This window comes from Frigoribacterium sp. PhB118 (genome assembly GCF_003751725.1).
Taxonomy (GTDB): Bacteria; Actinomycetota; Actinomycetes; order Actinomycetales; family Microbacteriaceae; genus Frigoribacterium.
This window is the reverse complement of record NZ_RKID01000001.1, coordinates 947,599-972,299: the sequence shown is the minus strand read 5'-3', so window position 1 is coordinate 972,299 and position 24,701 is coordinate 947,599. Positions and strand designations below refer to the sequence as shown.

Sequence of the window (24,701 nt, the reverse complement as noted above, 5' to 3'; positions counted from 1 at the left end):
CGGGTCGGCCTCCGAGGACCCTCGCGATAGTCTGTCGGGCAGATGAACGGTCGACCCTGCAGCAAGGTGACGTGCCACGACGAGGCCGTCGCCACGCTGACCTACGTGTACGCCGACTCGATGGTCGTGGTCGGGCCCTTGAGCGACCGCGTCGAGCCGCACGGCTACGACCTGTGCGCCCGCCACGCGGGCTCGTTGTCGGTCCCGCAGGGCTGGGAGGTCCTGCGCCGGGTAGTTTTGGGTCATGACCTCTGAGAACGCCCCCGTCGACCTGACCGCCTTCGTCAAGACCTACGACGTCCGGGGACTGGTGGGCACCCAGCTCACCGACGAGGTGGTCGAGGCCTTCGGTGCGGCCTTCGCCGACGAGATCGACGGCGCCGGCCACGACCTGGTCGTGGGTCACGACATGCGGGACTCCTCGCCGGGCTTCGCCGAGGCCTTCGCCCGCGGGGCCCGGGCCCGGGGTGCGAACGTGGTCGCCCTCGGCCTGTGCTCGACCGACGAGTCGTACTTCGCCTCCGGCTCGCTCGACGCCCCGGCGGCCATGTTCACCGCGAGCCACAACCCGGCCACCTACAACGGCATCAAGATGAGCAGGGCCGGCGCCCAGGGCATCAGCCTCGACACGGGGCTGTCCTCGATCCGTGACCGCGCCTCCTCGTTCCTGGCCGACGGCATCGAGGCCGTCGCCGAGCCGGGCGCCGTGCGGGAGCACGATGCGTTGCCGGGCTACGCCGCATACCTCCGCGGTCTCGTGGACCTCGCGGGCATCCGGCCCATCAAGGTCGTCGTCGACGCCGGCAACGGCATGGGCGGGCTCACCGTCCCGGCCGTGCTGGGCGAGGCCGCCGGGCTGCCTGAGCTGCCGATCGAGATCGTCCCGCTGTACTTCGAACTCGACGGCACCTTCCCGAACCACGAGGCCAACCCCCTCGACCCGGCCAACCTGGTCGACCTGCAGAAGGCCGTCCTCGAGCACGGGGCCGACCTGGGCCTCGCGTTCGACGGCGACGCCGACCGCTGCTTCGTCGTCGACGAGAAGGGTGACGCCGTGACCCCGTCGGCCGTGGCGGCGATCGTCGCCGTCCGCGAGATCGCGCGCGTCCGGGCCGCCGAGCCCGACGTCGAGATCTCGGTGATCCACAACCTCATCACGTCCCGCGCGGTGCCCGAGGCCATCGAGGCAGCCGGCGCGACGCCGGTGCGCACCCGCGTCGGCCACTCGCTCATCAAGGACGAGATGCGGGCGACCGGGGCGATCTTCGGGGGCGAGCACTCGGCGCACTACTACTTCCGCGACTTCTGGAGCGCCGACAACGGCATGTTGGCCGCCATGCACGTCCTGGCCGAGTTCGGGTCGCAAGCCGAGCCCCTCTCGACCTTGACCGACCGGTACACGCCCTACGCGGCGAGCGGCGAGATCAACTCGACCGTCACCGACGTGCCGGCGGCGTACGCCCGCATCGTCGAGGCCTACACCGGGGTCGGGGACTTCGACGAGCTCGACGGCCTCACGGTCAGCGGTTCGTCCGACGACGGGTTCTGGTGGTTCAACGTCCGGCCGTCGAACACCGAGCCGCTGCTGCGCCTCAACGCCGAGGCGGCGACGCCCGCCGGCATGGAGCGCGTCCGCGACGACGTGCTCGGGCTGATCCGCGGCTGATGGTCGGCCGGGTGCGGCCGAGCGGGCGGAGCGGTTACCCCCTGGGGGTATCCTGGCGGGACCGGTCGACACGGCGTGACCGGACGACACACGAGGAGGCGCGGGTGGCGCAGCAGGGTGAGCACGCGACGGCGACGCACGTCGGCTACAGCGGCGACAAGGAACAGATCGTCAAGCGTCTCCGCCGCGCCGAGGGCCAGGTGCGGGGCATCCAGCGCATGGTCGAGGACGACACGTACTGCATCGACGTCCTGACGCAGGTCAGTGCCGCGACCCGTGCCCTCGAGACCGTGGCGCTCCAGTTGCTCGAGGACCACCTCGCCCACTGCGTCGCCCAGGCGGCCCGAGAGGGAGGCGACGTCGCGGACGCCAAGGTCCGCGAGGCCTCGGCGGCGATCGCGAGGCTCGTCCGGTCCTGACGCGGAGGCCGGGGTCGACGGCGACGCGGGTCAGCGCCGGGGGAAGCCCCGGACCGTCTCGGTCAGCGCCGGGGTGAGGCGGTCGAGCAACGCGGACTCGCGAGCGAGGGCGGCGGACTCACGCCGACGCCGGAGCGCCGAGACGCCCGCCAGGAGGAACTCCGGGTCGCCGGACGGCACGGGCGAGACGAAAGGCGTGGTCTCGGCCGCCAACTCGTCGGCGACGCGTCGACGACTGGCCGGGGAGAGCTGCGGCGCCTGCTGCAAGAACGACGCGATGCGACGGGCCAGGCCGTCGGGCAGGCGCCCGACGTCCGCGATCTCGGCCCACCCCTGCAGGTGTGCCGGCACGCCGTAGACCACGTGAGCGGCCTTGGGCACGCGTTCGTTGCGACTGTAGGTGCCGGCCATGAGGTCGCCGAGACGCCGCGACGAGCCGTTCAGCAGGGCGACGACGACGGCCAGGCCGCCACTGGTGAAGACGATCTCGAGCAGCCCCACCAGCGCTCGGGTGAGGGCGTGGCGCAGGCCGATCGCCCCTCCGTCGGTGCGGACGATGCGCGCGCCCACGGCGAGTCTGCCCAGGGACCGCCCGTGGCTCGCGGTCTCGACCACTGTCGGCACGACGATGAAGCAGATGGCGATCGACGCCACGAGGAACGCCTGCGACAGGGCGTCGTCGAGCACCCCGCCGTCGTTCAGCAACGAGACGAGCACCAACGCACCGACGAGCAGCAGGGCGTAGGCCAGGTAGTCGATGAGCACCCCGGCCGCGCGCAACACGAAGCTCGTCGGTCGGAGGTCGAGAGCGACCGCCTCGCCCGTGACCAGTTCGTCCCCACCCGCCGTGAAGGCCTCGACCTGGTCGGGTCGCAGCACCACCGGGGAGGCGCCTCGTGCCTTCGTGCGGGACATGCCTAGTATCTAAGCAGAATGGACATCGACGCCTACGCCGCCGCCCACGGCCACGACTGGGCCGAGCTCGAGCGCCTCGCCCGGCGCGGGCGACTGAGCGGGCCCGAGGCAGACGAACTCGTCCGCCTGTACCAGTCGGGGGCCGGGCAACTGTCGGCGCTGAAGACCGCCACCGGCGACTCGGTCGTGGCCGACCGGCTCTCCATGACCCTGTCGCGAGCACGCCTGCGGTTCACGGGCGCGGGTCGCAACCTGTTCAGCCAACTGCCGACCTTCTTCGTCGCGCAGCTGCCGGCCGCCCTCTACCGCGTGCGGTGGCTGTCGCTCGTGTTGACGCTCGTGACGGTGGTCGTCGCGGCCGTGTTCGCGACCTGGGCCGCGAACACACCCGCGCTGCTGGCCTCGTTCGGCAGCGAGGAGTTCCGCCGGCAGTTCGCCGAGCAGGACTTCGTGAACTACTACTCCGAGAGCGCCTCGACGTCGTTCACCGGCCAGGTGTGGACGAACAACGCGTACATCGCCGCGCAGTGCGTGGCGTTCGGCATCACCGGGGTGTGGGTGCCCTACGCGATCCTCAGCAACGCCATGAACGTCGGGATCTCGGCCGGGCTCATGGCCGACCAGGGGCGGCTGGACCAGTTCTTCCTGTACATCGCTCCGCACGGTCAGCTCGAGCTCTACAGCATCTTCGTCGCCGGGGCGGCCGGTCTGATGATCTTCTGGTCGTGGGTGGCACCCGGTGCCCGCACCCGGGGGCAGGCGTTGGCCCAGGACGGACGCGCGCTCGTGACCATCGCGGTCGGGTTGATGCTCTCGTTGTTGGTCTCGGGCGTCATCGAGGGGTTCGTCACCCGGCAGGCCTGGCCCTGGCCGATCAAGATCGGCATCGGCACCGTGGCCCTCCTGGGGTTCCTGGCCTATCAGTGGCTGCTCGGCGGACGGGCCCACCGGGCGGGACAGACCGGCGACCTCGACGAGTTCGAGGCCGGGGCCACACAACTCGTGGCCGACTGATCCCGCGTCGTCGGCCACCGAGCCTGCGTCAGAGGCGGCCGGCCGCCTTGAGCGCGAGGTAGCGGTCGGCGAGGGCGGGGGGCAGGTCGGCCGGCGCTCCGGTCACGACGTCGGCGCCGACCTGACGCAGGGCGGCGGCGACCCGGCCCTGGTCGAGTCGGGCCCGCTCGGCCGAGGCGGCCCGGTAGACCTCGTCGCGGGTGCCCCGTCGCACCACCGTCTCGTCGAGGGCCGGATCGGTGACCGACGCGACGACCACGAGGTGCTGGCGGGTCAGTTGGGGGATCGCCGCCAGCAAGGAGCGGGAGGCGCCGGGGCTGTCGACGGTGGTCGCGAGGACGACGAGCGCCCGATGGGACGTGACCGAGCGGACGAGGGCCGGCACGGCGGCCCAGTCGGTCTCGACCAGTTCGGGCTCGACGAGGGCCATGGTCTCGACCATCGACGAGAGCAGGGCGGGCCCGGTCGCGCCCTGCACCCGACCCCTGACCCGTCGGTCGAAGAGGACGACGTCGACCCGGTCGCCCGCCCGCGAGGCCAACGCCCCGAGCAGCAGTGCCGACTCGAAGGCCGTGTCGAGCCGCGGTTCGTCGTCGATGCGGGCCGCGGACGTCCGACCCGTGTCGACCACGACGACCACCCGACGGTCGCGCTCGGGCCGCCAGGTGCGCACGACGAGGTCGTCGCGGCGTGCGGTCGCCCGCCAGTCGATGGAGCGGACGTCGTCCCCTCGCACGTACTCGCGCAGGCTGTCGAACTCGGTGCCCTGGCCGCGGATCATCACGCTCGTGCGCCCGTCGAGTTCTCGGAGACGGGTCAGACGGGACGGCAGGTGCTTGCGCGACGAGAACCGCGGGAGCACGCGGACCGCGCCCGGCACCTCGTGCGTCGCCTGTCGACCGGCGAGCCTCAGGGGACCGACCGTGCGGACGGTGACGCCGTCGGCGCGGCGTTCGCCCCGGCGGAACGGGGTCAGCGTGACGGTGAGCGTCGCGGCCCGCCCCGGACGCAGGGACAGGCGACGGCGGGTCGGGGTCGCTCCGGCCGACGGCTGCCATGCGTCGCGCACGAGTCCGCGCAGCGTGCGTCGGCCGTCGTTCACCACGGTCAGCCGGGCGGGTGCGCTCTCGCCGAGACGGATCGCCCCCGGCAGTTCGCGCCGGATGGTGAGCGACCGGGGCGACGCCGCGAGGGCCACGTCGAGCACCGTCAGCACGGCGACGACGCCGAGCCAGCCGACGATCGCCCACCCGCTGCCCGTCAGGACGACGGGCACGACGCCGAGCGCGACGAGCGCCACGAACCAACCGGTGATCGCCATGGCTAGAGCGGGACCCGGACCTGCTGCAGCACCGAGCGGACGATGGCGTCGGCGTCGACGCCCTCGAGCTCGGCTTCGGGCCGCAGCTGCAGGCGGTGTCGTAGTACGGGCAGGGCCATGGCCTGGACGTGGTCGGGCGTGACGTGGTCGAAGCCGGTCAGCCACGCCCAGGCCTTCGAGGCGGCGAGGAGGGCCGTCGACCCTCGGGGGCTCACGCCGATCTTGACCGACGGGCTCTCGCGCGTGGCCCGGGCCAGGTCGACCATGTAGGCGAGCACGTCGGGGGAGGCACCGACCCGGGCCACCTCCGCCTGGGCGCGGGCGAGGTCGTCGGGCCCGAGGACCGGGGTCACGCCCGCGGCTCGCAGGTCGCGGGGCGAGAAGCCGGCGGCGTGACGGCCGAGCACCTCGACCTCGGCCTCGCGCGGCGGCAGGTCGAGCGTGAGCTTCATCAGGAAGCGGTCGAGCTGGGCCTCGGGCAGCGTGTAGGTGCCCTCGTACTCGACGGGGTTCATGGTGGCCGCGACCAGGAACGGGGTCGGCAACGCGCGACTGACGCCGTCGACCGAGACCTGGCGCTCCTCCATGGCCTCGAGCAGCGCCGACTGCGTCTTGGGAGGCGTGCGGTTGATCTCGTCCGCGAGCAGGACGTTGGTGAACACCGGCCCCGCCCGGAACTCGAACTCGCCCGACTTCGCGTCGTACACGAGCGATCCGGTGATGTCGCCGGGCATCAGGTCGGGCGTGAACTGCACGCGGGCGGTGTCGAGCGAGAGCGAGTGGCTGAGGGCGCGCACGAGCAGGGTCTTGGCCACGCCGGGGACGCCTTCGAGCAGGGCGTGACCCTGGGCCAGCAGGGTCACGATCAGGCCCGTCACGGCACCGTCCTGGGCGACGACGGCCTTGCCCACCTCGGTTCGGACTCGGGCGAAGGTCTGCTGCAGTTCTGAGCTCATCTGGTGGTCTTCTCCGGGGTGGGGGTCGATGCGGGGGCGATCGGACGAGGCGGGGGAGGCGCGGGGCGGGTCACGACGGAGTCGTCGCCCGTCGGACCGCACCCTCGAGGTCGAGCAGGCTGTCGCTCAGCGCGACGAGCTCGCGGTCGTCGACCGGGTCGGCGTCGACGAGCACGTGCCGCAGGCCCCGGGGGTCGGCCGAGATCAGTGCGGCCACCCGGGCGACGATCTCGTCGACCGACGCGGTCGAGGACAGGCCCGTCGTGCGCGCGAGTCGCCCGAGCGTGCCGATGCGGAGCTGGTCGAGGGCATGGCGGCGCTGCCCGGAGCGCTCGTAGAGGCGGGCGCGCCCCTCGGTGGTCTCGGAGGCCTTGACGGTGACCGGCAGCCGCTCGACGACGAGAGCTCCGAGGCGTCGACCCCGCCACACCATCGCGGCCACTCCGGCCAGGAGGAGCACGACCAGCGACGGCGACACCCATGACGGCGTCAGCGTGGCGAGAGTGCCCTCGCCCTCGGGCAGGTCGCCGGCCGAGGGCAGGTACCAGGTCAGCTCGGAGGACCCGCCGAGCAGCGCGAGTGCGAAGGCCGCGTCGTCATGCGTCCCGATCGAGCCGTTGGTCAGGGCGTCCGTGGCTCCCAGGACGGACACGCGCGTGTCGCCGTCCTCCAGCTCGACGAGCCCGTAGCCGTCGTCGGTCGGCAGGCAGCGGACGGCGCCGGGGGCGTCGACGTCGTACGCGACGCCCGCGACGTCGACCCGGGACGTCTGCGCGAGGGCCGGTGACGAGCAGGCGGGCCCGGCCGTGCCCTCGTCGACCGGGCCGGTCGACGCGACGCCCGCGGCCACGGCGTCGAGCGCGGCGGGCCCCGGGGCGGGGAGCACGAGGTGGGAGGTCGCCGTGACGAGACGCCCCCACTGGTCGCCGACCAGGAACCCCGAGGCGTCGTCGACGAGGAGCGTGCCGCCACCGGACCCGAGTCGGTCCAGGGTCTCGTCGAGGGTGGTCGTGACGGTCACGTCGACGCCCTGGCGACCGAGCACCTCGACGAGTGCCTTGGCCCCGCCGGGGGCGGCGTTCGCGGGGCCGAGGGCGCGGCCTTCTCCCGAGCCCGAGCCCACGAGGAGAGCCGCCCCGACGCCGAGGGCCAGGACGAGGGCGAGTGCGACCCAGAACCGGGCACGTCGGACCGACACCGCGACGGTGGGGGTCGAGACGGAGGTGGGCGCCTCGGACGGTGCGGCGGCGGTCACGCGGGCACCCGCCGGGACGAGGTGACGCGCCGGTCGAGCTCCGTGACGGCCCGGTAGTCCTCGTCGGTGCCCGGGCGGTCGAGGTAGCGTACGCCGTCGAAGGCCGTGGCGGCGTCCGCGAAGTCGGCCCGGAGGTCGGGGAAGACGTCGCCCGCCCGGCGGGCCACGTCGCGTGCGGTGGTGCCGGGGGAGACCGCGACGTCGCCCCGCTCGGCCAGCGAACGGGCGATCGCCCGGAAGGCCTCGGCGACGGCGAGCGTCATATCGCCCCGGGAGGCCGCCTCCCGGGCCGCGGCCCGCATGGCGTCGGCGTCACGGACGTCGTCGTCGCCGAAGAGGGCGAGGTCACGCGCGGACCGGCGGTTGAGTCGCGGCACCCCGTAGACGAGCAGCACGACCACGACGACCACCACGACGACCGCGAGCAGCACGATCAACGCGACCGCCGGCGCCCCCTCGGTCCCTCCGAACCGGATCGACCCCAGCCAGTCCCAGAACGCCTGCGCCGCACGGTCGAGCCAGGACGGCTGCGCCGCCACGTACTCGGGCCCGGTGAGCTCGCGCAGGACCTCGCGCCGGGCGTCGTCGGCGTCGGGGGTCAGGGGAGGCCCGGCGGCGAAGGGCAGCGGGCTCACCAGCGCGGTGCTCCCGGGTGCGTCGTCGGCGGGACCGGGGCCTCGGGCGTGCGGTACGGGTCGGGCTGTCCTCCGACCGCCCGCCCGCCGCGCTCGACGTAGCGCACGAGTTCGAGGTCGAGCCCTTCGGTGCGGATGCGTCGGTCGACGTAGACGAGGCCGGCCGACGCCGCCTGCAGCACGGACCCGATCGCGCCGATGACGGCCGTGATGCCGAGGGTGACGGCGTAGGTGCCCGCCGTGAGGGCCAGGAAGGTCGGGTCGGTCACGTCCCCCGTCGGCGCGAGCGTGCCCGTCAACACGCTTAACAGCACCGAGAACGGCGTCGCGACGACCTGCGACGCGACCTGGACCATGAGGAACACCAGGGCGATCACGCCGAAGGTCCGCCAGAAGGAGGCGCGGGTCAGCGACCACGAGCGCCTCACGGCCGCGCCCAGCGTCAGCCGTTCGAGCATGATGGCGCTCGGCACGAGGGCAGTCTTCACGGTCAGCCACACGCCGAGGACGAGGAGGCCCAGGCCGAGGAGGACCGCGAGCACGACGCCGACGGCGATGCTCGGCCCGGAGCCGACGGCCACGCCGACGACGACGACGCCGGCCACGAGCGCCAGCGCCACGACGTAGGCGACCGTGAGCAGGGCGGACCACCCGACGAGCGTGCCGACGCGGCCCTTGGCCATCGCCCAGAGGCCGCCGAGTCGGAGCTTCTCCCCGAGCGTCTGCCGCGAGGTCTCGAGCACGAAGAGCCCCTGCAACAGGGCCGTGACGATCACCTGCAGGGCGATCGGCACGAGGGCCGACGCGGCGACGACGGCGACGGCGCCGGCAAGGACCGCGTCACGGTCCCGGGGGAGGGCCTGCTCGACGCGTCCGAAGGCGAGGAAGGCGCTGCCGCCGGTGATCACCACGGTCACCACGAGCAGGACGACCTGCGACAGCAGGGCCGTGCCGAACGTGGTCCGTGGGTTGCGGCGGAAGACCTGGAACGAGGCGCCCAGGATCTCGCCGAAGGTGAGGGGGCGCAGCGGGACGAGGCCCGGCTTCGGCGGCGGAGCCCAGCCGGGTGCCGGCGGGGTGGTGCCGCCCGGGGCGGCCCCCGGGACGGGCCCCGCGGGGAGGGGGCCGGGTGACGTGGGGTCGACGCGCTCGCCCCAGCGCGGCGGGGACGTGTCGCCCCCCGGTGTGCTCCAGGCGTTCGGATCGCTCATGGTCCCCCTGGTCGTCCTGACCGTGAGGTCGTCCTCACGAGTGTGTTCATGTTTCCACACCGGACCGGGCGCTGCCAGCCGACGAGCGCCTCCTGCACTAATCTGTCCTGACGTGCCGCCTCCCGAGCGGCCCAGCCCAGACGGAGAACATGAACCCGCGCATCCTCGTGGTCGACGACGACCCGGCGCTCGCCGAGATGATCGGCATCGTCCTTCGCGCCGACGAGTTCGACCCCCACTTCTGCGGCGACGGCGCGGCCGCCCTCGAGGCGTTCCACGAGGCCTCACCCGACCTCGTCCTGCTCGACCTGATGCTGCCCGGCCTCGACGGCATCGAGGTCTGTCGCCTCATCCGGGCCGAGAGCGGCGTGCCGATCATCATGCTGACGGCGAAGGGCGACACGGCCGACGTGGTCCGCGGTCTCGAGAGCGGGGCCGACGACTACGTGGTCAAGCCGTTCAACCCGAAAGAACTCGTCGCGCGCATCCGCACCCGGCTCCGCCCGGCCACCGAGCCCACGAACGACGTGCTCACGGTGGGTGACCTCCGCCTGGACGTCGCCGCGCACGAGGTGCGGCGCGGTGACACCCCGATCGCCCTGACCCCGCTCGAGTTCGAGCTGCTGCTCGCGCTCGCCTCGAAGCCGCAGCAGGTCTTCACGCGCGAGATGCTGCTCGAACAGGTCTGGGGTTACCACTACAAAGCCGACACCCGTCTGGTGAACGTGCACGTGCAGCGGCTTCGCGCCAAGGTGGAGCACGATCCGGACGCGCCCCGCATCGTCACGACCGTGCGCGGCGTCGGGTACCGCGCCGGCGCGGGTTCGTAGCCCGGTCGGGTGGCGCTCGTGTCGACGGTCGCGGGGCCCGACCAGGGCGGGCCCGTCCGCTCGGGCGGACCGTGGTCGTGGCGGGCACCGGCGTGGCGCACGTGGCCGACCCGGGTGGTCGGCTTCTGGCGGTCGTCGTTGTCGTTCCGCACCGTCGCGCTCACGGTGGTGCTGTCGACCGTCGCCGTGACCGTGATCGGCACGCTCATCTCGGTGACGATCGGCACGAGCCTCTACGACCAGCGCCGGGAGCAGGTCGAGGCCGAGAGCGTCCGGGCGACGCTCCTCGCGCAGAACATCTTCGACTCGGCCACCGCCACCGAGGACGCCAACCAGGTCGAGCTCGACGCGCTGCAGAACGAGGCCCAGACCGCCATCCTGGGTTCGACCTCGAGCCCGGGCGGAACGAGCATCGCGATCCTCCGGACGCCGGGGCAGAACAGCCCGCAGACCATCCAGAACATCGCCAGCCCCGACTTCCCCGACTCCGTGATCTCGCCGGCCCTCCGCGAGGCGGTGGCGGCGGACGACGAGCGTCTCTCGATGCAGTCGGTGTCGCTCCCTCCGACCTCGCAGGGCGGGGGCTCGCCGGGCATCGCGGTCGGCTCGACCCTGCAGGTGCCCACCGCGGGCCAGTACGAGCTCTACCTCGTCTACGACCTCAGCGACGCGCAGGCCACGCTCGACCTCATGCAACGGACCCTCGGCATCGGCTCGCTGGCACTCGTGCTGTTGATCGCGGCGATCACCTACCTCGTCGTCCGCCTGGTCGTGGGGCCGATCCGCACAGCGGCCGAGACCAGCCAGAAGATCGCGGCCGGCCACCTGGAAGAACGCATCCCCGAGAAGGGGCAGGACGTCGTGGCCACGCTCGGGCGCTCCTTCAACGGGATGGCCGACGCCATGCAGCGCCAGATCTCGCAGCTGGCCGAGCTGTCGCGCGTCCAGCAACGCTTCGTGAGCGACGTCTCGCACGAGTTGCGCACGCCGCTGACCACGATCCGGCTGGCCGGCGACGTCCTCTACGACCAGCGCACGTCGTTCACGCCCTCGGCCGCCCGGACGGCCGAGCTGCTGCACACCCAGGTCGACCGGTTCGAGCTGCTCCTCGCCGATCTGCTCGAGATCTCGCGGTTCGACGCCGGTGCCGTCGAGCTGGACACCGAGCCCGTCACGGTCGTCCGTCTCGTCGAGGACGGTGTCGACGAGTTCGGGCCGCTCGCCGCCGGGTCCGGCAGCGTCGTCTCGGTCGTCGCCCGGGGCGGGTACTTCGAGGCCGAGATCGACCCGCGGCGGCTGCGCCGCATCCTGCGCAACCTGCTGGGCAACGCCATCGAACACGGCGAGGGGCGGCCGATCGAGGTCGAGGTCGACAGCGACGCCACGGCCGTCGCGGTGGCCGTCCGCGACCACGGTGTGGGCATGAGCCCGGCCGATGCCTCGCGCGTGTTCGACCGGTTCTGGCGGGCCGATCCCTCTCGCAAGCGCACCATCGGGGGCACCGGGTTGGGCCTGGCGATCAGCCTCGAGGACGCGGCCCTGCACGGCGGCCGGCTCGAGGTCTGGTCCGAGCCGGGCTCGGGCAGCCGATTCGTCGTCACCCTGCCCCGCGTGGCGGGCGGTCGCATCGAGGGGGCGCCCCTGCCGGTCGTGCCGCCGGACCGTCGGGGCGAGACGACCGTGCCGGTGACGGGCGAACCGTGGTCGGGTTCGGTCCCGGTGGCCGAGACGCCGGGCGTGCCGATCCCGTCGCGGTCGGCGGGGGGTGCCGACGATGACTGACCCACGACGGAACGCCCGGCGGGGCCGCCGGTCCGTGGTGCTGGCGGTCCTCGTGGGCGCCGCGATCACCCTGACCGGGTGCGTCGGCATCCCGGACGCCGGTCAGGTGCAGCAGGGCGACACCGTCAGCGACGACGTGGTCAGCGACTTCGTGTTCCGGCCCAACGGGCCGGTCGCCGGCAGTTCGCAAGAGAGGCTGCTGCGCGATTTCCTCTCGGCGGGCACCGGGTCCCAGGACAACTACGGGGTGGCCCGGCAGTTCCTCAGCGCCGGCTTCGCCGACGAGTGGGAGCCGCGGGCCAGCGTCACCATCAGGCCCGGGGTCGGGTCGACCTCGCGGGTCGGGGAGTCGACGCTCGACTACGCGTTCGTGGGCTCGGCGACGGTCGACTCGGCGGGGCACTACACGCCGGCCACGTCCTCCACGACGACGTCCCTGGCGTTCTCCTTCGTCCGCGAGGGCGGCGAGTGGCGCATCAGCGACGCCCCCGACGGCATCGTCCTCTCGCCGGCCACGTTCGACTCGGTCTTTCGGTCGCACGCCGCCTACTTCTACGACCCCACCTTCACCTATCTCGTGCCCGACGAGCGGTGGTTCCTCGCACGGTCGTCGACGAGCACGCGCCTCGCGACGGCCCTGCTCGACGGACCGTCGGACTGGCTGCAGGGTGCCGTCGTCTCGGCCTTCCCCGAGGGCACCCAGCTGTCGTTGACGGCCATCACGGTCGACGACGGGACGGCCCGCGTCGACCTCACCGCCGACGCCCTCGAGGCGACCCCCGCCGCCCGGGCCCGGATGCAGGCGCAGCTGCTGGCGAGCTTCTCGACCCTCGCGACCGTGACCGCCGTCGAGCTCAGCGTCGAGGGCGCGCCTCTGACCGTGCCGGCCATGCAGCAGCCCGTGCCGGTGCGCGACCCCGCGGTCGACGCCCGGCCCCTCGTGCTGGCCGACGGCGTGCTGGGATTCGCCACCACGAGCGCCACGAGCCGGCTCCCGGGCCTCTCGGACGCGGTGGAGGCGCTCCGCCCCCGGTCGGTCGAGCTGTCCGCAGACCAGACGACCGCCGCCGTCGGCACCTCGTCGGGCGCATACGCGGTCACCTCTCAGGGAGGAGCCCGGTTGGTCGACGCCCGGACCGGACTCGTCGCCCCCTCGCTCGACGACGCGGGATTCGTCTGGTCGCTCGTCGCCGACGACCCGACGAGCCTCACGGCCTACGCCCTCGACGGCACGCCCCACCCGGTGGTGACGTCGCTGCCGGCGGGGCCGAGCGTCACCACCTTCCGCATCTCGCGCGACGGCACCCGCGCGTTGCTGCTGCTCGACGACCAGGGCGAGTCGCGCCTCCTCGTGGCCGCCGTCGTGCGGGACGCCGACGGGGTCCCGCTCCGGCTGGGCCCGACCCTCGAACTGTCGGCTCCGGACGGCGCCCCCGTCGACGCGACCTGGGCCGACCAACTGACCATCGCCGTCCTGACCACCGTCGGGGAGTCGTCACGGGTGACGATGTCCGAGGTCGGCGGGGACTCCTCGAGCGCCGGCCGTCCGTCGGGCGAGGCGGTCGCGATCGTCGGGGGCAACGGCTTCGACCGACTGCTGCTGCTGGGTGCCGACGGCGACGTGCTCGAACCCCGGGGCAGCAGCTGGCAGGCCACGGGGTTGACGGCCGACCTGGTGGCGACCCAGCGCTGACGCCCCGGGTCGCCTCCTCCCCAGGGCAGGTGGTGGGTCGGTCGTCCTCCTCCGACGACGGAGGCGCGGTGTGCGCACCCGGGGGAGTCCACGCTGTCGGGGTGCCCCGGTCGCCCCGTCCCCGTCCCGCCGTCGATGCGCGGGACACCCCGGTGAGGGACGCCCTGGTGCGGGCCGTCCGCGAGGCGCTGTCCGTCGTGTCGCCCGTCTCGTGCGCGGGCTGCCACACCCCGGACGTCGGCCTGTGCGGCGACTGCCGGGGCCGGCTCGTCCCCGAGGTCGTCCGGATCGACCTCCCCGACGGGCTGACCGTCTTCGCCGGACTCGTCTACGCCTTCGAGGCGCGGGGCGTCGTGTTGGCCTTCAAGAACGGCGGACGCGTGCGCCTGGCCGAGGTGCTCGCCCCGGCTCTCGGTGCCGCTCTCCGGTCCTGCGCCGGTCAGGTGAGGGCCGAGGGGGCACCCGACGGGGACGCGCGCCCGGGCGATCGGTCGCTGCTGGTCGTCCCGGTGCCGGCGTCACGACGGGGGCGGCGTCGGCGGGGCTACGACCCGGTCGACCTGGTGCTGCGTCGGCTCGGTCTCGTGGTGGGCTCGCGCGTCCTCGTGCCGACGGCGCGGGCCGGCGGCGGACAGAAGGGCCGCGACCGACAGCAGCGTCTGAGGGACCGCGAGGGCAGCCTCCGCGCCCCCCGCGATCTCACGGGGTCGCAGGTGGTCCTCGTCGACGACGTCGTGACGACCGGGGGCACCCTCCAGGAGGCGCGTCGTGCGCTGGTCGCCCGGGGCGCGATCGTGGTCGGTGCGGCGTGCGTGGCCGCCACCCCGTCGGGCTCGGGCGCCGGTCGCCCCTGAGCGAACGGTGAACGGTGCGTGACACGGGGGTGTCCGGGTGGCTACGGTGGGGCGAAAGGCGTGAAAGGACATCCGCCTGGCTGACAGGCGGCACGTCGATAGCCACAGGAGGTCGTCATGGAAATTTCCGTCACGGGTCGAAACGTCGGCATCACCGATCGTTTCCGCGAGTACGCCACCGAGAAGGCAGACAAGGTCGCCGCGCTGGCCACGAAGGCCCTCGCCCTCGAGGTCAAGGTGTCGCGGCACCACGAGAAGTCCGGTGGGCAGGCGGGCGACGACCGGGTCGAGATCACGCTGATCGGCCCCGGCCCCCTCGTGCGGGCCGAGTCCACGGCCGCCGACAAGTACGCGGCGTTCGACCTCGCGATCGGTCGGCTCCTCGAACGGGTGCGCCGGGCGAAGGACCGGCAGAAGATCCATCGCGGGCAACACCGACCGACGTCGCTGCGCGAGGCGGCCACGGCCGACTTCAGCGGCGTGGGTGTCACCCCCGCCGCGGCGGAGACGCTCGACCAGGTCCGCACCGGGGCCGTGACGGTGGTGGGCGACGAGGCCCCCGCCGACGAACTCGAAGAGGAGTACTGCCCCGTGGTCATCCGCGAGAAGGTCTTCGCGTCGACGCCCATGTCGGTCGACGACGCGCTCTACTACATGGAGCTCGTCGGCCACGACTTCTACCTCTTCATCGACGCCGAGACCGAGCGTCCGAGCGTCGTGTACCGCCGCAAGGGCTGGGACTACGGCGTGATCGGGCTCGACCAGGACTCGCCCGACCTGCAAGAGACGGCGACGGCCCTGCGGGCGGGTCTGGCGAGCTGACCTCCTGACCCACCGGGTGGCCGACACCCCGGGAGGCGCGGGCACGTCCCTGTCGCCTCCCAGGGGGTCGGCCACTACGCTTGCTACGATCGTGGGCCGGTCCAGGACGGACCTTCGACACCTCGGTGCTCCGATGCGGATCACCTCAGCGAGACCGCGGAGCGTTCCGCGGGTTCGACCGAACACATGGGAGCACACCAGTGGCCAACGTCCTCGAGAAGGTCCTCCGCGTCGGCGAGGGCCGCACGCTGCGCAAGCTGAAGGCCTACGCCAAGGCGGTCAACGAGCTCGAGGACGACTTCACGACCCTCACCGACGACGAGCTGCGCAACGAGACCGTCGAGCTGCGCGAGCGGTACGCGTCGGGTGAGTCGCTCGACGACCTCCTGCCCGAGGCCTTCGCTGCCGTCCGCGAGGCGTCCAAGCGCACCCTGGGCCTCCGGCACTTCGACGTGCAGCTGATGGGTGGCGCGGCCCTGCACCTCGGCAACATCGCCGAGATGAAGACCGGTGAGGGCAAGACGCTCGTCGCCACCACGGCGGCGTACCTGAACGCCATCGCGTCGCGCGGCGTGCACGTCATCACGGTCAACGACTTCCTCGCCAGCTACCAGTCCGAGCTCATGGGGCGCGTCTTCCGGGCGCTCGGCATGACGACCGGGTGCATCCTGTCGGGCCAGACCCCGGCCGAGCGTCGCGAGATGTACGCCGCCGACATCACGTACGGCACCAACAACGAGTTCGGCTTCGACTACCTCCGCGACAACATGGCCTGGCAGGCGCAGGACATGGTGCAGCGTGGCCACTTCTTCGCGATCGTCGACGAGGTCGACTCGATCCTGATCGACGAGGCCCGCACGCCGCTGATCATCTCGGGCCCGTCGTCGGGCGAGGCCAACCGGTGGTTCACCGAGTTCGCCACGGTCGCCCGGCGCCTCGTCGCGGGCACCGACTACGAGGTCGACGAGAAGAAGCGCACCGTCGGGGTCCTCGAACCCGGCATCGAGAAGGTCGAGGACTACCTCGGCATCGACAACCTGTACGAGTCGGCGAACACCCCGCTCATCTCGTTCCTCAACAACGCCATCAAGGCCGACGCGCTGTTCAAGCGCGACAAGGACTACGTCGTCATCAACGGCGAGGTCCTGATCGTCGACGAGCACACGGGTCGCATCCTCAGCGGTCGCCGCTACAACGAGGGCATCCACCAGGCCATCGAGGCGAAAGAGGGCGTTACGGTCAAGGCCGAGAACCAGACCCTCGCGACGGTCACCCTCCAGAACTACTTCCGCCTCTACAAGAAGCTCTCCGGCATGACCGGTACGGCCGAGACCGAGGCCGCCGAGTTCATGAGCACCTACAAGCTCGGTGTCGTGCCCATCCCGACGAACCGTCCGATGCAGCGCATCGACCAGACCGACCTCGTCTACAAGAACGAGACGAGCAAGTTCGACCAGGTCGTCGAAGACATCGTCGAGCGGCACGAGAAGGGCCAGCCCGTGCTGGTCGGCACGACCAGCGTCGAGAAGAGCGAGTACCTCTCGCGACTGCTCGCCAAGAAGGGCGTCAAACACGAGGTGCTCAACGCCAAGAACCACGCTCGAGAGGCCGCCATCGTGGCCCAGGCCGGTCGCGCCGGCGCCGTGACCGTCGCCACCAACATGGCCGGTCGCGGAACGGACATCATGCTCGGCGGCAACGCCGAGTTCCTCGCCGTCGCCGAGATGAACGCCAAGGGGCTCAGCCCGGTGGACACCCCCGACGAGTACGAGGCCGCGTGGGACGACGTCTTCGCCGCCCAGAAGGCCGCCGTGCAAGAAGAGGCCGACAAGGTCATCGACGCCGGCGGGTTGTACGTCCTCGGCACCGAGCGCCACGAGTCGCGTCGCATCGACAACCAGCTTCGCGGTCGGTCGGGTCGTCAGGGCGACCCCGGTGAGAGCCGTTTCTACCTGTCGCTGACCGACGACCTGATGCGCCTGTTCAACTCGGGCGCCGCCGAGTCGTTGATGGGTCGCGGCAACGTCCCCGACGACCTCGCCATCGAGAACAAGATCGTGGGGCGGGCCATCCGCTCGGCCCAGTCGCAGGTCGAGTCGCGCAACGCCGAGATCCGCAAGAACGTCCTCAAGTACGACGACGTCCTCAACCGTCAGCGCGAGGCGATCTACGGGGACCGTCGCCACATCCTCGAGGGCGACGACCTGAAGGACCGCAGCCAGAAGTTCCTCGAGGACGTCGTCAACGAGGTCATCGACCAGCACACGGGTGACGGCAGCCCCGACGACTGGGACCTCGACGCCCTCTGGACCGAACTCGGCACCCTGTACCCGATCTCGATCACCATCGACGAGGTCATCACCGAGGCCGGCTCGAAGGGCAAGGCGACCCGGGCGTTCCTCGGGCAGGAGATCCTCTCCGACGCCAAGGTCGCCTACGAGGCGCGCACCGAGACCCTCGGCGAGCCCGCCATGCGCGAACTCGAGCGTCGGGTCGTGCTGTCGGTCATCGACCGTCGCTGGCGCGACCACCTCTACGAGATGGACTACCTGAAGGACGGCATCGGTCTCCGCGCGATGGCCCAGCGAGACCCGCTCGTCGAGTACCAGCGTGAGGGCTACGCCCTGTTCCAGAGCATGATGGGCCAGATCCGCGAAGAGACCGTGGGCTTCCTGTTCAACCTCGAGGTCGAGGTGCAGGGCCAGGTCGGCGCCACCGAGGCACCGGTCATCGCGGCCAAGGGTCTCGAGGCCGAGAAGCAACCGCAGGCCCAGCTGGCCTACTCGGCTCCCAACATCGACGGCGAGGTCGAGGTGCGCAACCAGCGCGGTCAGCTCGAGAAGGGTGCGACCGCGAAGGCCCAGAAGGCACAGGACGAAGCCGAGCGTTCCGATTCGCCCGAGATCGCGGCTGCTCGTGCCTCCGGTGGTCCGGCGGCACGTCAGGCTGACGACGGCAAGGTCGGCGCTTTCGGCCAGAAGACCGCCGGCGGCGAGGCTCCGGTGAACCGGGCCGATCGCCGAGCGGCGGGTAAGAAGACCCGCTGACCGAGTCGTCCGAACGACGATCGACGCGCTCCCGAGCCTGGCTCGGGGGCGCGTCGTCCGTCGGCGGTGACCGGGCCGACCCTCAGAGCACGTGCACGGCCGCTGCTCTCCACCGGCTGTCGTAGGTCTCGAGTCGGACGGCGACCGCTCGGCTCCGAGCGCGGCCGTGCACGACGACGACGGATTCGATCACCCCGTCGGCGGGCGAACTCGACCGGATGCCGCCGATCGTGAACACCGGTCGCCGAGCACGCATGCCGTGTGCGGACCGGGCCCGGGCGGCCAGGACGACCCGCTTGTGCAGGGTGCGGTAGACGTCCTCGGTGACCCACCGCGAGACCTGGTCGAGTTCTCGTGCCCCGGCCAGGATCTCGAGGACGCAGCGGACCAGGTTCTCGACGAGCAGGTCCGGATCGTCCGGAAAGGGGGACCCGGACGAGGTGCCGGCCGGAGGGACGGTCCGGACGAGGGGTCGGGGACCGGACGGTCGACCCTCCGCAGGCCCAGCGCCGGGGCCGGGGTCGGTCGGGCCCGGCGCCGCGAGCGGCGGGACGGGTCTCAGGTGCGGCCGAGGTGGTGCGGTGGGCCCCTGGGGCTCGACGAGGGCGAGGGCGTGGTGGTTCGAGGGCATGGGCAGTCTTCCTGTTCACGTGCGTCCGGGCATGACTAGAAGATATGACATGTGAGATTGCAAAACCAGACCGACTCGACGGTCTGTGGAGAAGCGGTGGTCGGGTCCTCCCGCCGGGGAGTGGCCGACGTCGCCGGACGGACCGTCGACCTAGACTGGGCGGGTGTCGACGCTCAGTGATCTCGTTCTCGCCCAGGGCCTCTCGAGCGAGGTGGACGTCGAGTGGTTGCACCTGCTGGTGGGGGACTGGCAGCTGCTCGCCGACCTCGCCTTCGCGGACATCGTCCTCTGGGTCCCCACGAAGGCCGACGGCTTCGTCGCCGTCGCCCACGCCCGGCCCTCGAGTTCGGCCACGCTCTTCTACCGCGACTTCGTCGGACAAGAGGTGCGGCCCGAGTGGCGCGAGCAGATCGAGCAGGCGTTCACGACGACCCGCATCGTCGACTCGGCCGCACCCGACTGGTACGAAGAGACGCCCACGCGCGTCCGGGCCGTGCCCGTGCTCCGCCGCCTGGGGGCCAGCCGGCCCGACGTCACCGACGCACCGATCGCGATCATCACGAGGCACACGAACCTCAGCGAGGCGCGCACCCCGAGCCGTCAAGAACTGACCTTCAACCAGTGCTCCAACGACCTCTTCGCCATGATCGCCGCCGGCGACTTCCCCGACCTGGGGGCGCCGACGGGTCCGCGACGGGGCGCACCCCGCGCCTCCGACGGGCTGCTGCGCCTCGACGTCGACGGCATGGTCACGTTCGCCAGCCCCAACGGCCTGTCGGCCTTCAACCGCATGGGGTTCGCCGGCGAACTCGAAGGCGAGTCGCTGGCCGAGGTCACCACCGGCCTGCTCGCGGGAAAGCTCGTGATCGACGAGTCCCTGCCGTTGGTCGTCACGGGCCGGGCGCCCTGGCGCACCGACATCGAGGCGCGAGGGGTCACGGTGTCGTTGCGCGCGATCCCGCTGCGTGACCGCGGTGAGCGCGTCGGGGCGATCGTCCTCTGTCGCGACGTGACCGAGCTGCGTCACCAAGAGCGCGAGCTGATCACCAAGGACGCCACGATCCGCGAGATCCACCACCGGGTCAAGAACAACCTGCAGACGGTCGCCTCGCTGCTGCGCATCCAGGCACGTCGCACCCACACCGACGTCGCCCGCGAGGCACTGACCCAGGCCATGCGCCGAGTGCAGTCGATCGCCGTCGTGCACGACACGCTGTCCGAGGGGCTCAGCCAGAACGTCGACTTCGACACCGTCTTCGACCGGGTCCTCATGCTGATCGCCGAGGTCGCGTCGAGTCACAACACGACGGTCCGCCCCACCATGACGGGCAGTTTCGGTGCCCTGCCGAGCGAGTACGCGACGCCCCTGGCCCTCGCCCTGACCGAACTCGTGACGAACGCCGTCGAGCACGGCCTCGACGGTCGCGACGGCGAGGTCGAGATCGTCGCCGACCGTCGGGCGGAAGAGTTGACGGTCAAGGTGCGCGACAACGGGGTCGGGCTGCCCGAGGGCAAGGTCGGCTCGGGGCTCGGCACCCAGATCGTCCGCACGCTGATCCAGGGCGAACTCGGTGGCACCATCGACTGGCACACCCTCGTCGGCAACGGCACCGAGGTCACCATCGAGATCCCGTTCCGCTGGCTCACCCAGCCCTGAGCCACAGCGGAGACCGGCGACGACCCCGCCCCGGACGCGACGAAGCCCGGCACCTGCGATCAGGTGCCGGGCTTCGTCATCGGCCCCGAGGGCCGGAGGTCGACCGCAGCGGGCGGTCGACGGTCGATCAGCTGGCGCGGCGGGCGCGGGCCGCGCGACGCTTGAGCGCGCGACGCTCGTCTTCGCTCAGGCCGCCCCAGACGCCGGAGTCCTGCGAGGTCTCGAGCGCGTACTGCAGGCAGGTCTCGGTCACGGTGCAGCGGCCGCACACGGCCTTGGCCTTGTCGATCTGGTCGACGGCGGGACCCGTGTTGCCGACGGGGAAGAAGAGCTCCGGGTCAGCCTGCAGGCAAGCGGCTTTGTCGCGCCAATCCATCGATGGGTACTCCTTAAAAGTGCAGAACCAGGCACGTCGAAGCGCCTGGTTCGGGATGGGGAAAGAGAAGAATTCGGGAGGCGCGCACCGCAATGTGCGCGTCACTTCGACCTCGAATATGGTCGCATACTGGTACGGCCAAATCAAGGATTTTTCGGAGGCTCACACGTGACCACAGCAGGCCCGGACGGCGCCCGAGACGAGACCGGTCGGTCTGCCGAGACCCGTCGACCCGCGCTGCTCTGGGTCGTGATCGTCCTGCTCTCCGCCGAGTTCCTGCTGGTCGCCGCCACGGCGGCGTTCCTGCTCGTCGAGCTGCTCGTCGCCCGTCCCGACTCGTACCCGTCGGCCGTCGCGATCTTCGTCCTCACCCTGCTGGCGACCGCCTGGCTCGGGTCCATCGTGATCGGCGCCCTACGCGGCCGGGCCTGGATCAGGGGAGCGGCGATCGTGTGGCAGGTGCTGCAGTTCGCGGTCGGCATCGGCAGCCTGCAGGGCGTCTTCGCCAACCCGACCATCGGCCTCGCGCTCCTCGTGCCGGCCGTCGCCGTCGTGGGCCTGCTGCTCGTGCCGTCGGTCGTCGCGGCCACCTCGGCCCGCGACTCGGACCCCCACGTCTACTGACCGACCCGCCCGCCGCCGTCGCGAGGCGACACGCAGGGGGCGCGGTGCCGGTCCTCGAGACCGGCGCCGCGCCTCCTGCGCTCCTCGTCGCCGAAGGGGTCAGTCGAGGCCGAGCTTCTTGCGGAGCGACGCCACGTGCCCCGTCGCCTTCACGTTGTACAGCGGCAGCTCGACGGCGCCCTGCTCGTCGACCACGAAGGTGGACCGGATCGTGCCCGTCACGATGCGCCCGTAGTTGTTCTTCTCGCCGTAGGCGCCGTACGCCTGGTGCACCGTCAGCTCGGGGTCGCTGAGCAGCGGGAAGTTCAGCCCCTGCTCGTCCTTGAACTCCTGCAGCGCGGCGGGCTCGTCCTTCGAGACGCCCAGCACCTGGTAGCCCGACGACTTCAGCGAGTTGATGTTGTCGCGGAAGTCACACGCCTCCGTCGTGCAGCCCGGCGTCGACGCCGCCGGGTAGAAGTACACGATGACCTTCTGCCCCGAGTAATCCGCCAGCGAGACGGGCGAACCGTTCTCGTCGTCGAGGGTGAACGTCGGCGCCGCAGCGCCCTTCTCGAGCTTCGTGGACATGGTGCTCCGATCTGCGGGCGCCGCGGACGGCGCCGGTGGTTCTGAGTGGGTCGAATCTCATGCTAGTGTTGACCGTCGTTGCGAGAGATCGCAGCACGCACCTCTAGCTCAATTGGCAGAGCAACTGACTCTTAATCAGTGGGTTCTCGGTTCAAGTCCGAGGGGGTGCACCCCAGCCCCGCCACCGTCACCGGTCGGCGGGGCTTCTCCGTTAAGCAGCCACTCCATCGGCACGCCCGTTCGCATGCTCCACAGCAGCAGCGCCGACCGCGGCACCGTCGCGCCACCTTCGTATCGGACGATGCTTCGCCGCGACACGCCGATCTGCTCAGCCATCTCGTCCTGACTCACCTCCGCCGTCTCGCGCGCCTTGCGCAGGCGGTCGGCCAGGTCGAATCTCGGGATACGCCCGTTCTGGGGCAGCGTCATCATGCTCACATGCGTCACCTTACGCACCTGCGCTAGGTGACGCAACATGTATTTCTGCTGTGTGCTGCGACAGGTGGCGCAGATGTGACACACTGTCCGGCATGGACACCCTGACCTACCTCACCGCCGAGCAGGTCGCGCGCATCACCGGCAAGAGCAAGAGCCAGGTGAACCGCGACGCTGCCGGCGACGACCCGAAGCTGCCCGCCGCGGTCACCTTCCCGGGCTACAACGGCCCCCGACTGTTCGACCCCACCGTCGTCGTCAGCGTGTACGGCGAGCAGGCGTCATGAGCGTCGAGTCCATGGCGATCGCCCTCCACCACTCCCGGGCCACCGGCTCGGCGAAGCTCGTCCTGCTCGGTATCGCCAACCACGACGGAGACGGTGGTGCCTGGCCGTCGGTCGCGACGCTCGCACGCTATGCCGCCGTCACACCGCGCAACGCCCAGAAGGCAATCGACCGGCTTGTCGAGCTGCACGAAGTCGTGCGCGAACTGAACGCCGGAGGCACCGCCTCGACGTCCAACTACACGCGCCCCAACCTGTATCGCTTCATCCTCGCCTGCCCGCCCACGTGCGACCGGACGTCGCGTCACAGCACCCGAAACCGCGTGGTGATCGAGCAGCTTCCCGACCCCCTGTCGGATGCGACAGGGGGTGTCGCTGGCGACACCACCCCCCTGTCGCCAGCGACACCCGAACCGTCCTATAACCACCCATCAATAACTCAAGTTCTAGAGACAACCACAGACGCGCGCACGGAGAGGCCCGTGCGCTGCACGGGCTCGCGCTCCGGCTCGCACAACTTCTCGGAGGGCCGCTACTGCGTCAACGCATGCGGCGTCACCTCCGACGAACTGGAAGGAGCCCACGCATGACCACCACGACCAGCAAGCTCGACGACGCCGTGCTCGACAGCCTCGCCAACCTCGCCGAGGCGTTCGACCACGAAGCCACTCACTACGACAGCCTCACCGCCGTTGACCCCATCACCCGCGCCTCCGCTTCGCTCCGGCTCATCCGCACCGGACTGCGAGAAGGGACGTTCGACAACCTCGAGGGCTACGCCTGGCTCCGCGCCGGCCGAGCCGTGCTCAAGGCCACGATCTACGCCCGCGAGAACGGCATCACCTTCGAGCAGGCCGTCGAGGTGCTGAGCGCATGACCGGCGACTACCTCGACCCCACCCTCGCGGGCGTACTCATCGTCGTGCTCTGGACCGCAGTTGCCTGGCCGAAGGTCGTCGCCTGGGTCAAGAGCAGCAGGGAGAACCGACGTGGCTGACTCGATCGTGTACGGCATGGCCGTCGGCATCCGCGACGTCCCGCAGAAGGGCATGCAGGTCCGCCTCGACGCAGGCGCACCCTACGGCGGACTCATGCTCGAGCCCCGCGAAGCTGCACAGCTCGGTGCCGAGCTGATCGCACAGGCCGAAGAGGCCATCCACGCCAGCAGATCGAGCAGGCGGTGAGCCGTCACCACCGGGCGCAGAAGTGGACCACGCACAGCCCGAAGCTCCGGAAGCAGATCGACCCCCTGCTCCCGCTCCCGTGCATCGGGTGTGGCCGGCCCATCAACCCGGGCGACAAGTACGAGGTCGGCCACCGCCTCGACGCAGCCCTCGGCGGCAGGCCCACCCCCGCCAACACCGGCCCGATCCACGGCCCGTGCAACCGCAAGAGCGGCGGCACCCTCGGAGCCCGCATCACCAACAGCAAGCGACAAGCAGGGAAGGACATCAGACCATGGTGAAGGACGAGGACCGCGGCACGTGGACCCCGGACGACCCGCGCTGCCCGGTGTGCATCGGCCCTGCCGGTGACGACAGCATGCGGTGCGAGCGCCCGGCCTGGCCACTGCATCGGACGCACCTCGTGGACGGTGTCTACCACCTGCCGATCAACACCGACGCGCTCAACGCGCTCAATCTCGCGACGATCGACGAGTGGACGCGCCCGTGAGCGCCGCGACCGCGCCGATTGGCGTCGAGAG

29 protein-coding genes and 1 tRNA gene are annotated in these 24,701 nt (G+C 71.4%); 20 read left to right on the top strand and 10 right to left on the bottom strand.

What is annotated here, in order from left to right:
- Window positions 1–42: 42 nt before the first annotated feature.
- From EDF21_RS04460 to EDF21_RS17000, 3 genes are all read left to right on the top strand, one after another.
- Entirely contained in the window at window positions 43–255 is a 213-nt protein-coding gene (locus tag EDF21_RS04460) for a DUF3499 family protein (RefSeq protein WP_056046306.1), read from the top strand.
- Window positions 245–1,666, top strand: a complete 1,422-nt coding sequence (locus EDF21_RS04455) for a phosphomannomutase/phosphoglucomutase (protein WP_123570420.1) — start codon at window positions 245–247, stop codon at window positions 1,664–1,666. The genes EDF21_RS04460 and EDF21_RS04455 overlap by 11 nt, the downstream gene beginning before the upstream one ends.
- A gap of 167 nt (window positions 1,667–1,833) precedes the next feature.
- A complete protein-coding gene (locus EDF21_RS17000; RefSeq protein ID WP_233568399.1) occupies window positions 1,834–2,085 on the top strand; it encodes a metal-sensitive transcriptional regulator in 252 nt (83 codons plus the stop codon).
- Between the two features lie 30 nt (window positions 2,086–2,115).
- Here the strand turns inward: EDF21_RS17000 and EDF21_RS04445 are convergent, their stop codons facing one another.
- Window positions 2,116–3,000 carry an RDD family protein gene (locus EDF21_RS04445; protein WP_123570418.1) on the bottom strand — a complete coding sequence of 295 codons (885 nt, stop codon included), beginning with the start codon at window positions 2,998–3,000 and terminating at the stop codon, window positions 2,116–2,118.
- A gap of 18 nt (window positions 3,001–3,018) precedes the next feature.
- Here EDF21_RS04445 and EDF21_RS04440 point away from each other — a divergent pair, with 18 nt between their 5' ends.
- Window positions 3,019–4,014 carry a stage II sporulation protein M gene (locus EDF21_RS04440; RefSeq protein ID WP_123570417.1) on the top strand — a complete coding sequence of 332 codons (996 nt, stop codon included), beginning with the start codon at window positions 3,019–3,021 and terminating at the stop codon, window positions 4,012–4,014.
- Window positions 4,015–4,042: 28 nt separating this feature from the next.
- Here EDF21_RS04440 and EDF21_RS04435 read toward each other — a convergent pair whose 3' ends face one another.
- The 5 genes from EDF21_RS04435 to EDF21_RS04415 all read right to left on the bottom strand — a co-directional run bounded on the left by EDF21_RS04435 (window position 4,043) and on the right by EDF21_RS04415 (window position 9,392).
- Complete coding sequence (locus EDF21_RS04435; RefSeq protein WP_123570416.1) at window positions 4,043–5,335, bottom strand: DUF58 domain-containing protein; 1,293 nt, start codon at window positions 5,333–5,335, stop codon at window positions 4,043–4,045.
- Between the two features lie 2 nt (window positions 5,336–5,337).
- A complete protein-coding gene (locus EDF21_RS04430; RefSeq protein ID WP_056046296.1) occupies window positions 5,338–6,291 on the bottom strand; it encodes a MoxR family ATPase in 954 nt (317 codons plus the stop codon).
- 70 nt (window positions 6,292–6,361) lie between these two features.
- Window positions 6,362–7,546, bottom strand: coding sequence for a DUF4350 domain-containing protein (locus EDF21_RS04425; RefSeq protein ID WP_123570415.1), 1,185 nt, complete (start codon window positions 7,544–7,546; stop codon window positions 6,362–6,364).
- Window positions 7,543–8,181: a DUF4129 domain-containing protein gene (locus EDF21_RS04420; protein ID WP_123570414.1), complete on the bottom strand. Its 639-nt coding sequence runs from the start codon at window positions 8,179–8,181 to the stop codon at window positions 7,543–7,545. Before EDF21_RS04420 ends, EDF21_RS04425 begins: the two co-directional genes overlap by 4 nt.
- Window positions 8,178–9,392, bottom strand: coding sequence for a hypothetical protein (locus tag EDF21_RS04415; RefSeq protein WP_123570413.1), 1,215 nt, complete (start codon window positions 9,390–9,392; stop codon window positions 8,178–8,180). Before EDF21_RS04415 ends, EDF21_RS04420 begins: the two co-directional genes overlap by 4 nt.
- Window positions 9,393–9,541: 149 nt before the next feature.
- On the opposite strand from EDF21_RS04415, the gene mtrA reads away from it, so the two are divergent.
- From mtrA to secA, 6 genes are all read left to right on the top strand, one after another.
- The gene (mtrA, locus tag EDF21_RS04410) at window positions 9,542–10,222 is read left to right on the top strand and encodes an MtrAB system response regulator MtrA (protein ID WP_056046282.1); all 681 of its coding nucleotides are present in this window, start codon (window positions 9,542–9,544) and stop codon (window positions 10,220–10,222) included.
- Between the two features lie 9 nt (window positions 10,223–10,231).
- Window positions 10,232–12,004, top strand: coding sequence for an MtrAB system histidine kinase MtrB (mtrB, locus tag EDF21_RS04405; protein WP_233568357.1), 1,773 nt, complete (start codon window positions 10,232–10,234; stop codon window positions 12,002–12,004).
- The gene (locus EDF21_RS04400; protein WP_148053627.1) at window positions 11,997–13,697 is read left to right on the top strand and encodes an LpqB family beta-propeller domain-containing protein; all 1,701 of its coding nucleotides are present in this window, start codon (window positions 11,997–11,999) and stop codon (window positions 13,695–13,697) included. Before mtrB ends, EDF21_RS04400 begins: the two co-directional genes overlap by 8 nt.
- Window positions 13,698–13,849: 152 nt before the next feature.
- The gene (locus tag EDF21_RS04395) at window positions 13,850–14,551 is read left to right on the top strand and encodes a ComF family protein (RefSeq protein ID WP_158612855.1); all 702 of its coding nucleotides are present in this window, start codon (window positions 13,850–13,852) and stop codon (window positions 14,549–14,551) included.
- Between the two features lie 117 nt (window positions 14,552–14,668).
- On the top strand, window positions 14,669–15,373 hold the full coding sequence (hpf, locus tag EDF21_RS04390; RefSeq protein WP_056046276.1) for a ribosome hibernation-promoting factor, HPF/YfiA family: 705 nt from the start codon (window positions 14,669–14,671) through the stop codon (window positions 15,371–15,373).
- A gap of 200 nt (window positions 15,374–15,573) precedes the next feature.
- On the top strand, window positions 15,574–18,420 hold the full coding sequence (gene secA, locus EDF21_RS04385) for a preprotein translocase subunit SecA (protein ID WP_123570411.1): 2,847 nt from the start codon (window positions 15,574–15,576) through the stop codon (window positions 18,418–18,420).
- 82 nt (window positions 18,421–18,502) lie between these two features.
- Here the strand turns inward: secA and EDF21_RS16995 are convergent, their stop codons facing one another.
- The gene (locus EDF21_RS16995; RefSeq protein WP_233568356.1) at window positions 18,503–19,051 is read right to left on the bottom strand and encodes an Rv3235 family protein; all 549 of its coding nucleotides are present in this window, start codon (window positions 19,049–19,051) and stop codon (window positions 18,503–18,505) included.
- Window positions 19,052–19,214: 163 nt separating this feature from the next.
- On the opposite strand from EDF21_RS16995, the gene EDF21_RS04375 reads away from it, so the two are divergent.
- Window positions 19,215–20,708 (top strand): sensor histidine kinase, encoded by a 1,494-nt coding sequence (locus EDF21_RS04375; RefSeq protein ID WP_056046272.1) that lies wholly within the window; start codon window positions 19,215–19,217, stop codon window positions 20,706–20,708.
- A 127-nt stretch (window positions 20,709–20,835) separates the two neighbouring features.
- Here EDF21_RS04375 and EDF21_RS04370 read toward each other — a convergent pair whose 3' ends face one another.
- The gene (locus EDF21_RS04370) at window positions 20,836–21,084 is read right to left on the bottom strand and encodes a WhiB family transcriptional regulator (protein WP_043594001.1); all 249 of its coding nucleotides are present in this window, start codon (window positions 21,082–21,084) and stop codon (window positions 20,836–20,838) included.
- Between the two features lie 168 nt (window positions 21,085–21,252).
- Between EDF21_RS04370 and EDF21_RS04365 the strand changes: the two genes are divergently transcribed.
- A complete protein-coding gene (locus EDF21_RS04365) occupies window positions 21,253–21,708 on the top strand; it encodes a hypothetical protein (protein ID WP_123570410.1) in 456 nt (151 codons plus the stop codon).
- Between the two features lie 99 nt (window positions 21,709–21,807).
- Here the strand turns inward: EDF21_RS04365 and bcp are convergent, their stop codons facing one another.
- Window positions 21,808–22,278, bottom strand: coding sequence for a thioredoxin-dependent thiol peroxidase (gene bcp / locus EDF21_RS04360; protein ID WP_123570409.1), 471 nt, complete (start codon window positions 22,276–22,278; stop codon window positions 21,808–21,810).
- Between the two features lie 97 nt (window positions 22,279–22,375).
- Here bcp and EDF21_RS04355 point away from each other — a divergent pair.
- Window positions 22,376–22,448 (top strand) — tRNA-Lys (locus EDF21_RS04355).
- Here the strand turns inward: EDF21_RS04355 and EDF21_RS04350 are convergent.
- Complete coding sequence (locus tag EDF21_RS04350) at window positions 22,414–22,710, bottom strand: helix-turn-helix domain-containing protein (protein ID WP_233568398.1); 297 nt, start codon at window positions 22,708–22,710, stop codon at window positions 22,414–22,416. The genes EDF21_RS04355 and EDF21_RS04350 overlap by 35 nt on opposite strands.
- Before the next feature lie 98 nt (window positions 22,711–22,808).
- Between EDF21_RS04350 and EDF21_RS04345 the strand changes: the two genes are divergently transcribed.
- Genes EDF21_RS04345 through EDF21_RS04320 form a run of 7 tightly spaced genes read left to right on the top strand, consistent with a single transcriptional unit; the run spans window position 22,809 to window position 24,670 of the window.
- Complete coding sequence (locus tag EDF21_RS04345; protein ID WP_123570408.1) at window positions 22,809–23,000, top strand: hypothetical protein; 192 nt, start codon at window positions 22,809–22,811, stop codon at window positions 22,998–23,000.
- Window positions 22,997–23,587 (top strand): helix-turn-helix domain-containing protein, encoded by a 591-nt coding sequence (locus EDF21_RS04340; protein WP_123570407.1) that lies wholly within the window; start codon window positions 22,997–22,999, stop codon window positions 23,585–23,587. Before EDF21_RS04345 ends, EDF21_RS04340 begins: the two co-directional genes overlap by 4 nt.
- Window positions 23,584–23,874, top strand: coding sequence for a hypothetical protein (locus EDF21_RS04335; protein WP_123570406.1), 291 nt, complete (start codon window positions 23,584–23,586; stop codon window positions 23,872–23,874). Before EDF21_RS04340 ends, EDF21_RS04335 begins: the two co-directional genes overlap by 4 nt.
- Complete coding sequence (locus tag EDF21_RS17145; RefSeq protein WP_255416427.1) at window positions 23,871–23,993, top strand: hypothetical protein; 123 nt, start codon at window positions 23,871–23,873, stop codon at window positions 23,991–23,993. The genes EDF21_RS04335 and EDF21_RS17145 overlap by 4 nt, the downstream gene beginning before the upstream one ends.
- On the top strand, window positions 23,986–24,180 hold the full coding sequence (locus EDF21_RS04330) for a hypothetical protein (RefSeq protein WP_123570405.1): 195 nt from the start codon (window positions 23,986–23,988) through the stop codon (window positions 24,178–24,180). Before EDF21_RS17145 ends, EDF21_RS04330 begins: the two co-directional genes overlap by 8 nt.
- Window positions 24,177–24,461, top strand: a complete 285-nt coding sequence (locus EDF21_RS04325; protein WP_123570404.1) for a hypothetical protein — start codon at window positions 24,177–24,179, stop codon at window positions 24,459–24,461. The genes EDF21_RS04330 and EDF21_RS04325 overlap by 4 nt, the downstream gene beginning before the upstream one ends.
- The gene (locus EDF21_RS04320) at window positions 24,455–24,670 is read left to right on the top strand and encodes a hypothetical protein (RefSeq protein ID WP_123570403.1); all 216 of its coding nucleotides are present in this window, start codon (window positions 24,455–24,457) and stop codon (window positions 24,668–24,670) included. Before EDF21_RS04325 ends, EDF21_RS04320 begins: the two co-directional genes overlap by 7 nt.
- Window positions 24,671–24,701: the final 31 nt, after the last annotated feature.

Excerpts from the sequence above, each read along its gene's own strand:
- bcp (WP_123570409.1), bottom strand. The coding sequence starts at position 22,278 with ATGTCCACGAAGCTCGAGAAGGGCGCTGCGGCGCCGACGTTCACCCTC.
- EDF21_RS04350 (WP_233568398.1), bottom strand. The coding sequence starts at position 22,710 with ATGATGACGCTGCCCCAGAACGGGCGTATCCCGAGATTCGACCTGGCC.
- EDF21_RS04430 (WP_056046296.1), bottom strand. The coding sequence starts at position 6,291 with ATGAGCTCAGAACTGCAGCAGACCTTCGCCCGAGTCCGAACCGAGGTG.
- EDF21_RS04340 (WP_123570407.1), top strand. The coding sequence starts at position 22,997 with ATGAGCGTCGAGTCCATGGCGATCGCCCTCCACCACTCCCGGGCCACC.
- EDF21_RS04345 (WP_123570408.1), top strand. The coding sequence starts at position 22,809 with ATGGACACCCTGACCTACCTCACCGCCGAGCAGGTCGCGCGCATCACC.
- EDF21_RS04455 (WP_123570420.1), top strand. The coding sequence starts at position 245 with ATGACCTCTGAGAACGCCCCCGTCGACCTGACCGCCTTCGTCAAGACC.
- EDF21_RS17145 (WP_255416427.1), top strand. The coding sequence starts at position 23,871 with ATGACCGGCGACTACCTCGACCCCACCCTCGCGGGCGTACTCATCGTC.
- EDF21_RS04320 (WP_123570403.1), top strand. The coding sequence starts at position 24,455 with ATGGTGAAGGACGAGGACCGCGGCACGTGGACCCCGGACGACCCGCGC.
- EDF21_RS04400 (WP_148053627.1), top strand. The coding sequence starts at position 11,997 with ATGACTGACCCACGACGGAACGCCCGGCGGGGCCGCCGGTCCGTGGTG.
- EDF21_RS04335 (WP_123570406.1), top strand. The coding sequence starts at position 23,584 with ATGACCACCACGACCAGCAAGCTCGACGACGCCGTGCTCGACAGCCTC.
- EDF21_RS04415 (WP_123570413.1), bottom strand. The coding sequence starts at position 9,392 with ATGAGCGATCCGAACGCCTGGAGCACACCGGGGGGCGACACGTCCCCG.
- EDF21_RS04460 (WP_056046306.1), top strand. The coding sequence starts at position 43 with ATGAACGGTCGACCCTGCAGCAAGGTGACGTGCCACGACGAGGCCGTC.
- EDF21_RS04370 (WP_043594001.1), bottom strand. The coding sequence starts at position 21,084 with ATGGATTGGCGCGACAAAGCCGCTTGCCTGCAGGCTGACCCGGAGCTC.
- EDF21_RS16995 (WP_233568356.1), bottom strand. The coding sequence starts at position 19,051 with ATGCCCTCGAACCACCACGCCCTCGCCCTCGTCGAGCCCCAGGGGCCC.
- hpf (WP_056046276.1), top strand. The coding sequence starts at position 14,669 with ATGGAAATTTCCGTCACGGGTCGAAACGTCGGCATCACCGATCGTTTC.
- mtrA (WP_056046282.1), top strand. The coding sequence starts at position 9,542 with ATGAACCCGCGCATCCTCGTGGTCGACGACGACCCGGCGCTCGCCGAG.
- EDF21_RS04435 (WP_123570416.1), bottom strand. The coding sequence starts at position 5,335 with ATGGCGATCACCGGTTGGTTCGTGGCGCTCGTCGCGCTCGGCGTCGTG.
- EDF21_RS04445 (WP_123570418.1), bottom strand. The coding sequence starts at position 3,000 with ATGTCCCGCACGAAGGCACGAGGCGCCTCCCCGGTGGTGCTGCGACCC.
- EDF21_RS04440 (WP_123570417.1), top strand. The coding sequence starts at position 3,019 with ATGGACATCGACGCCTACGCCGCCGCCCACGGCCACGACTGGGCCGAG.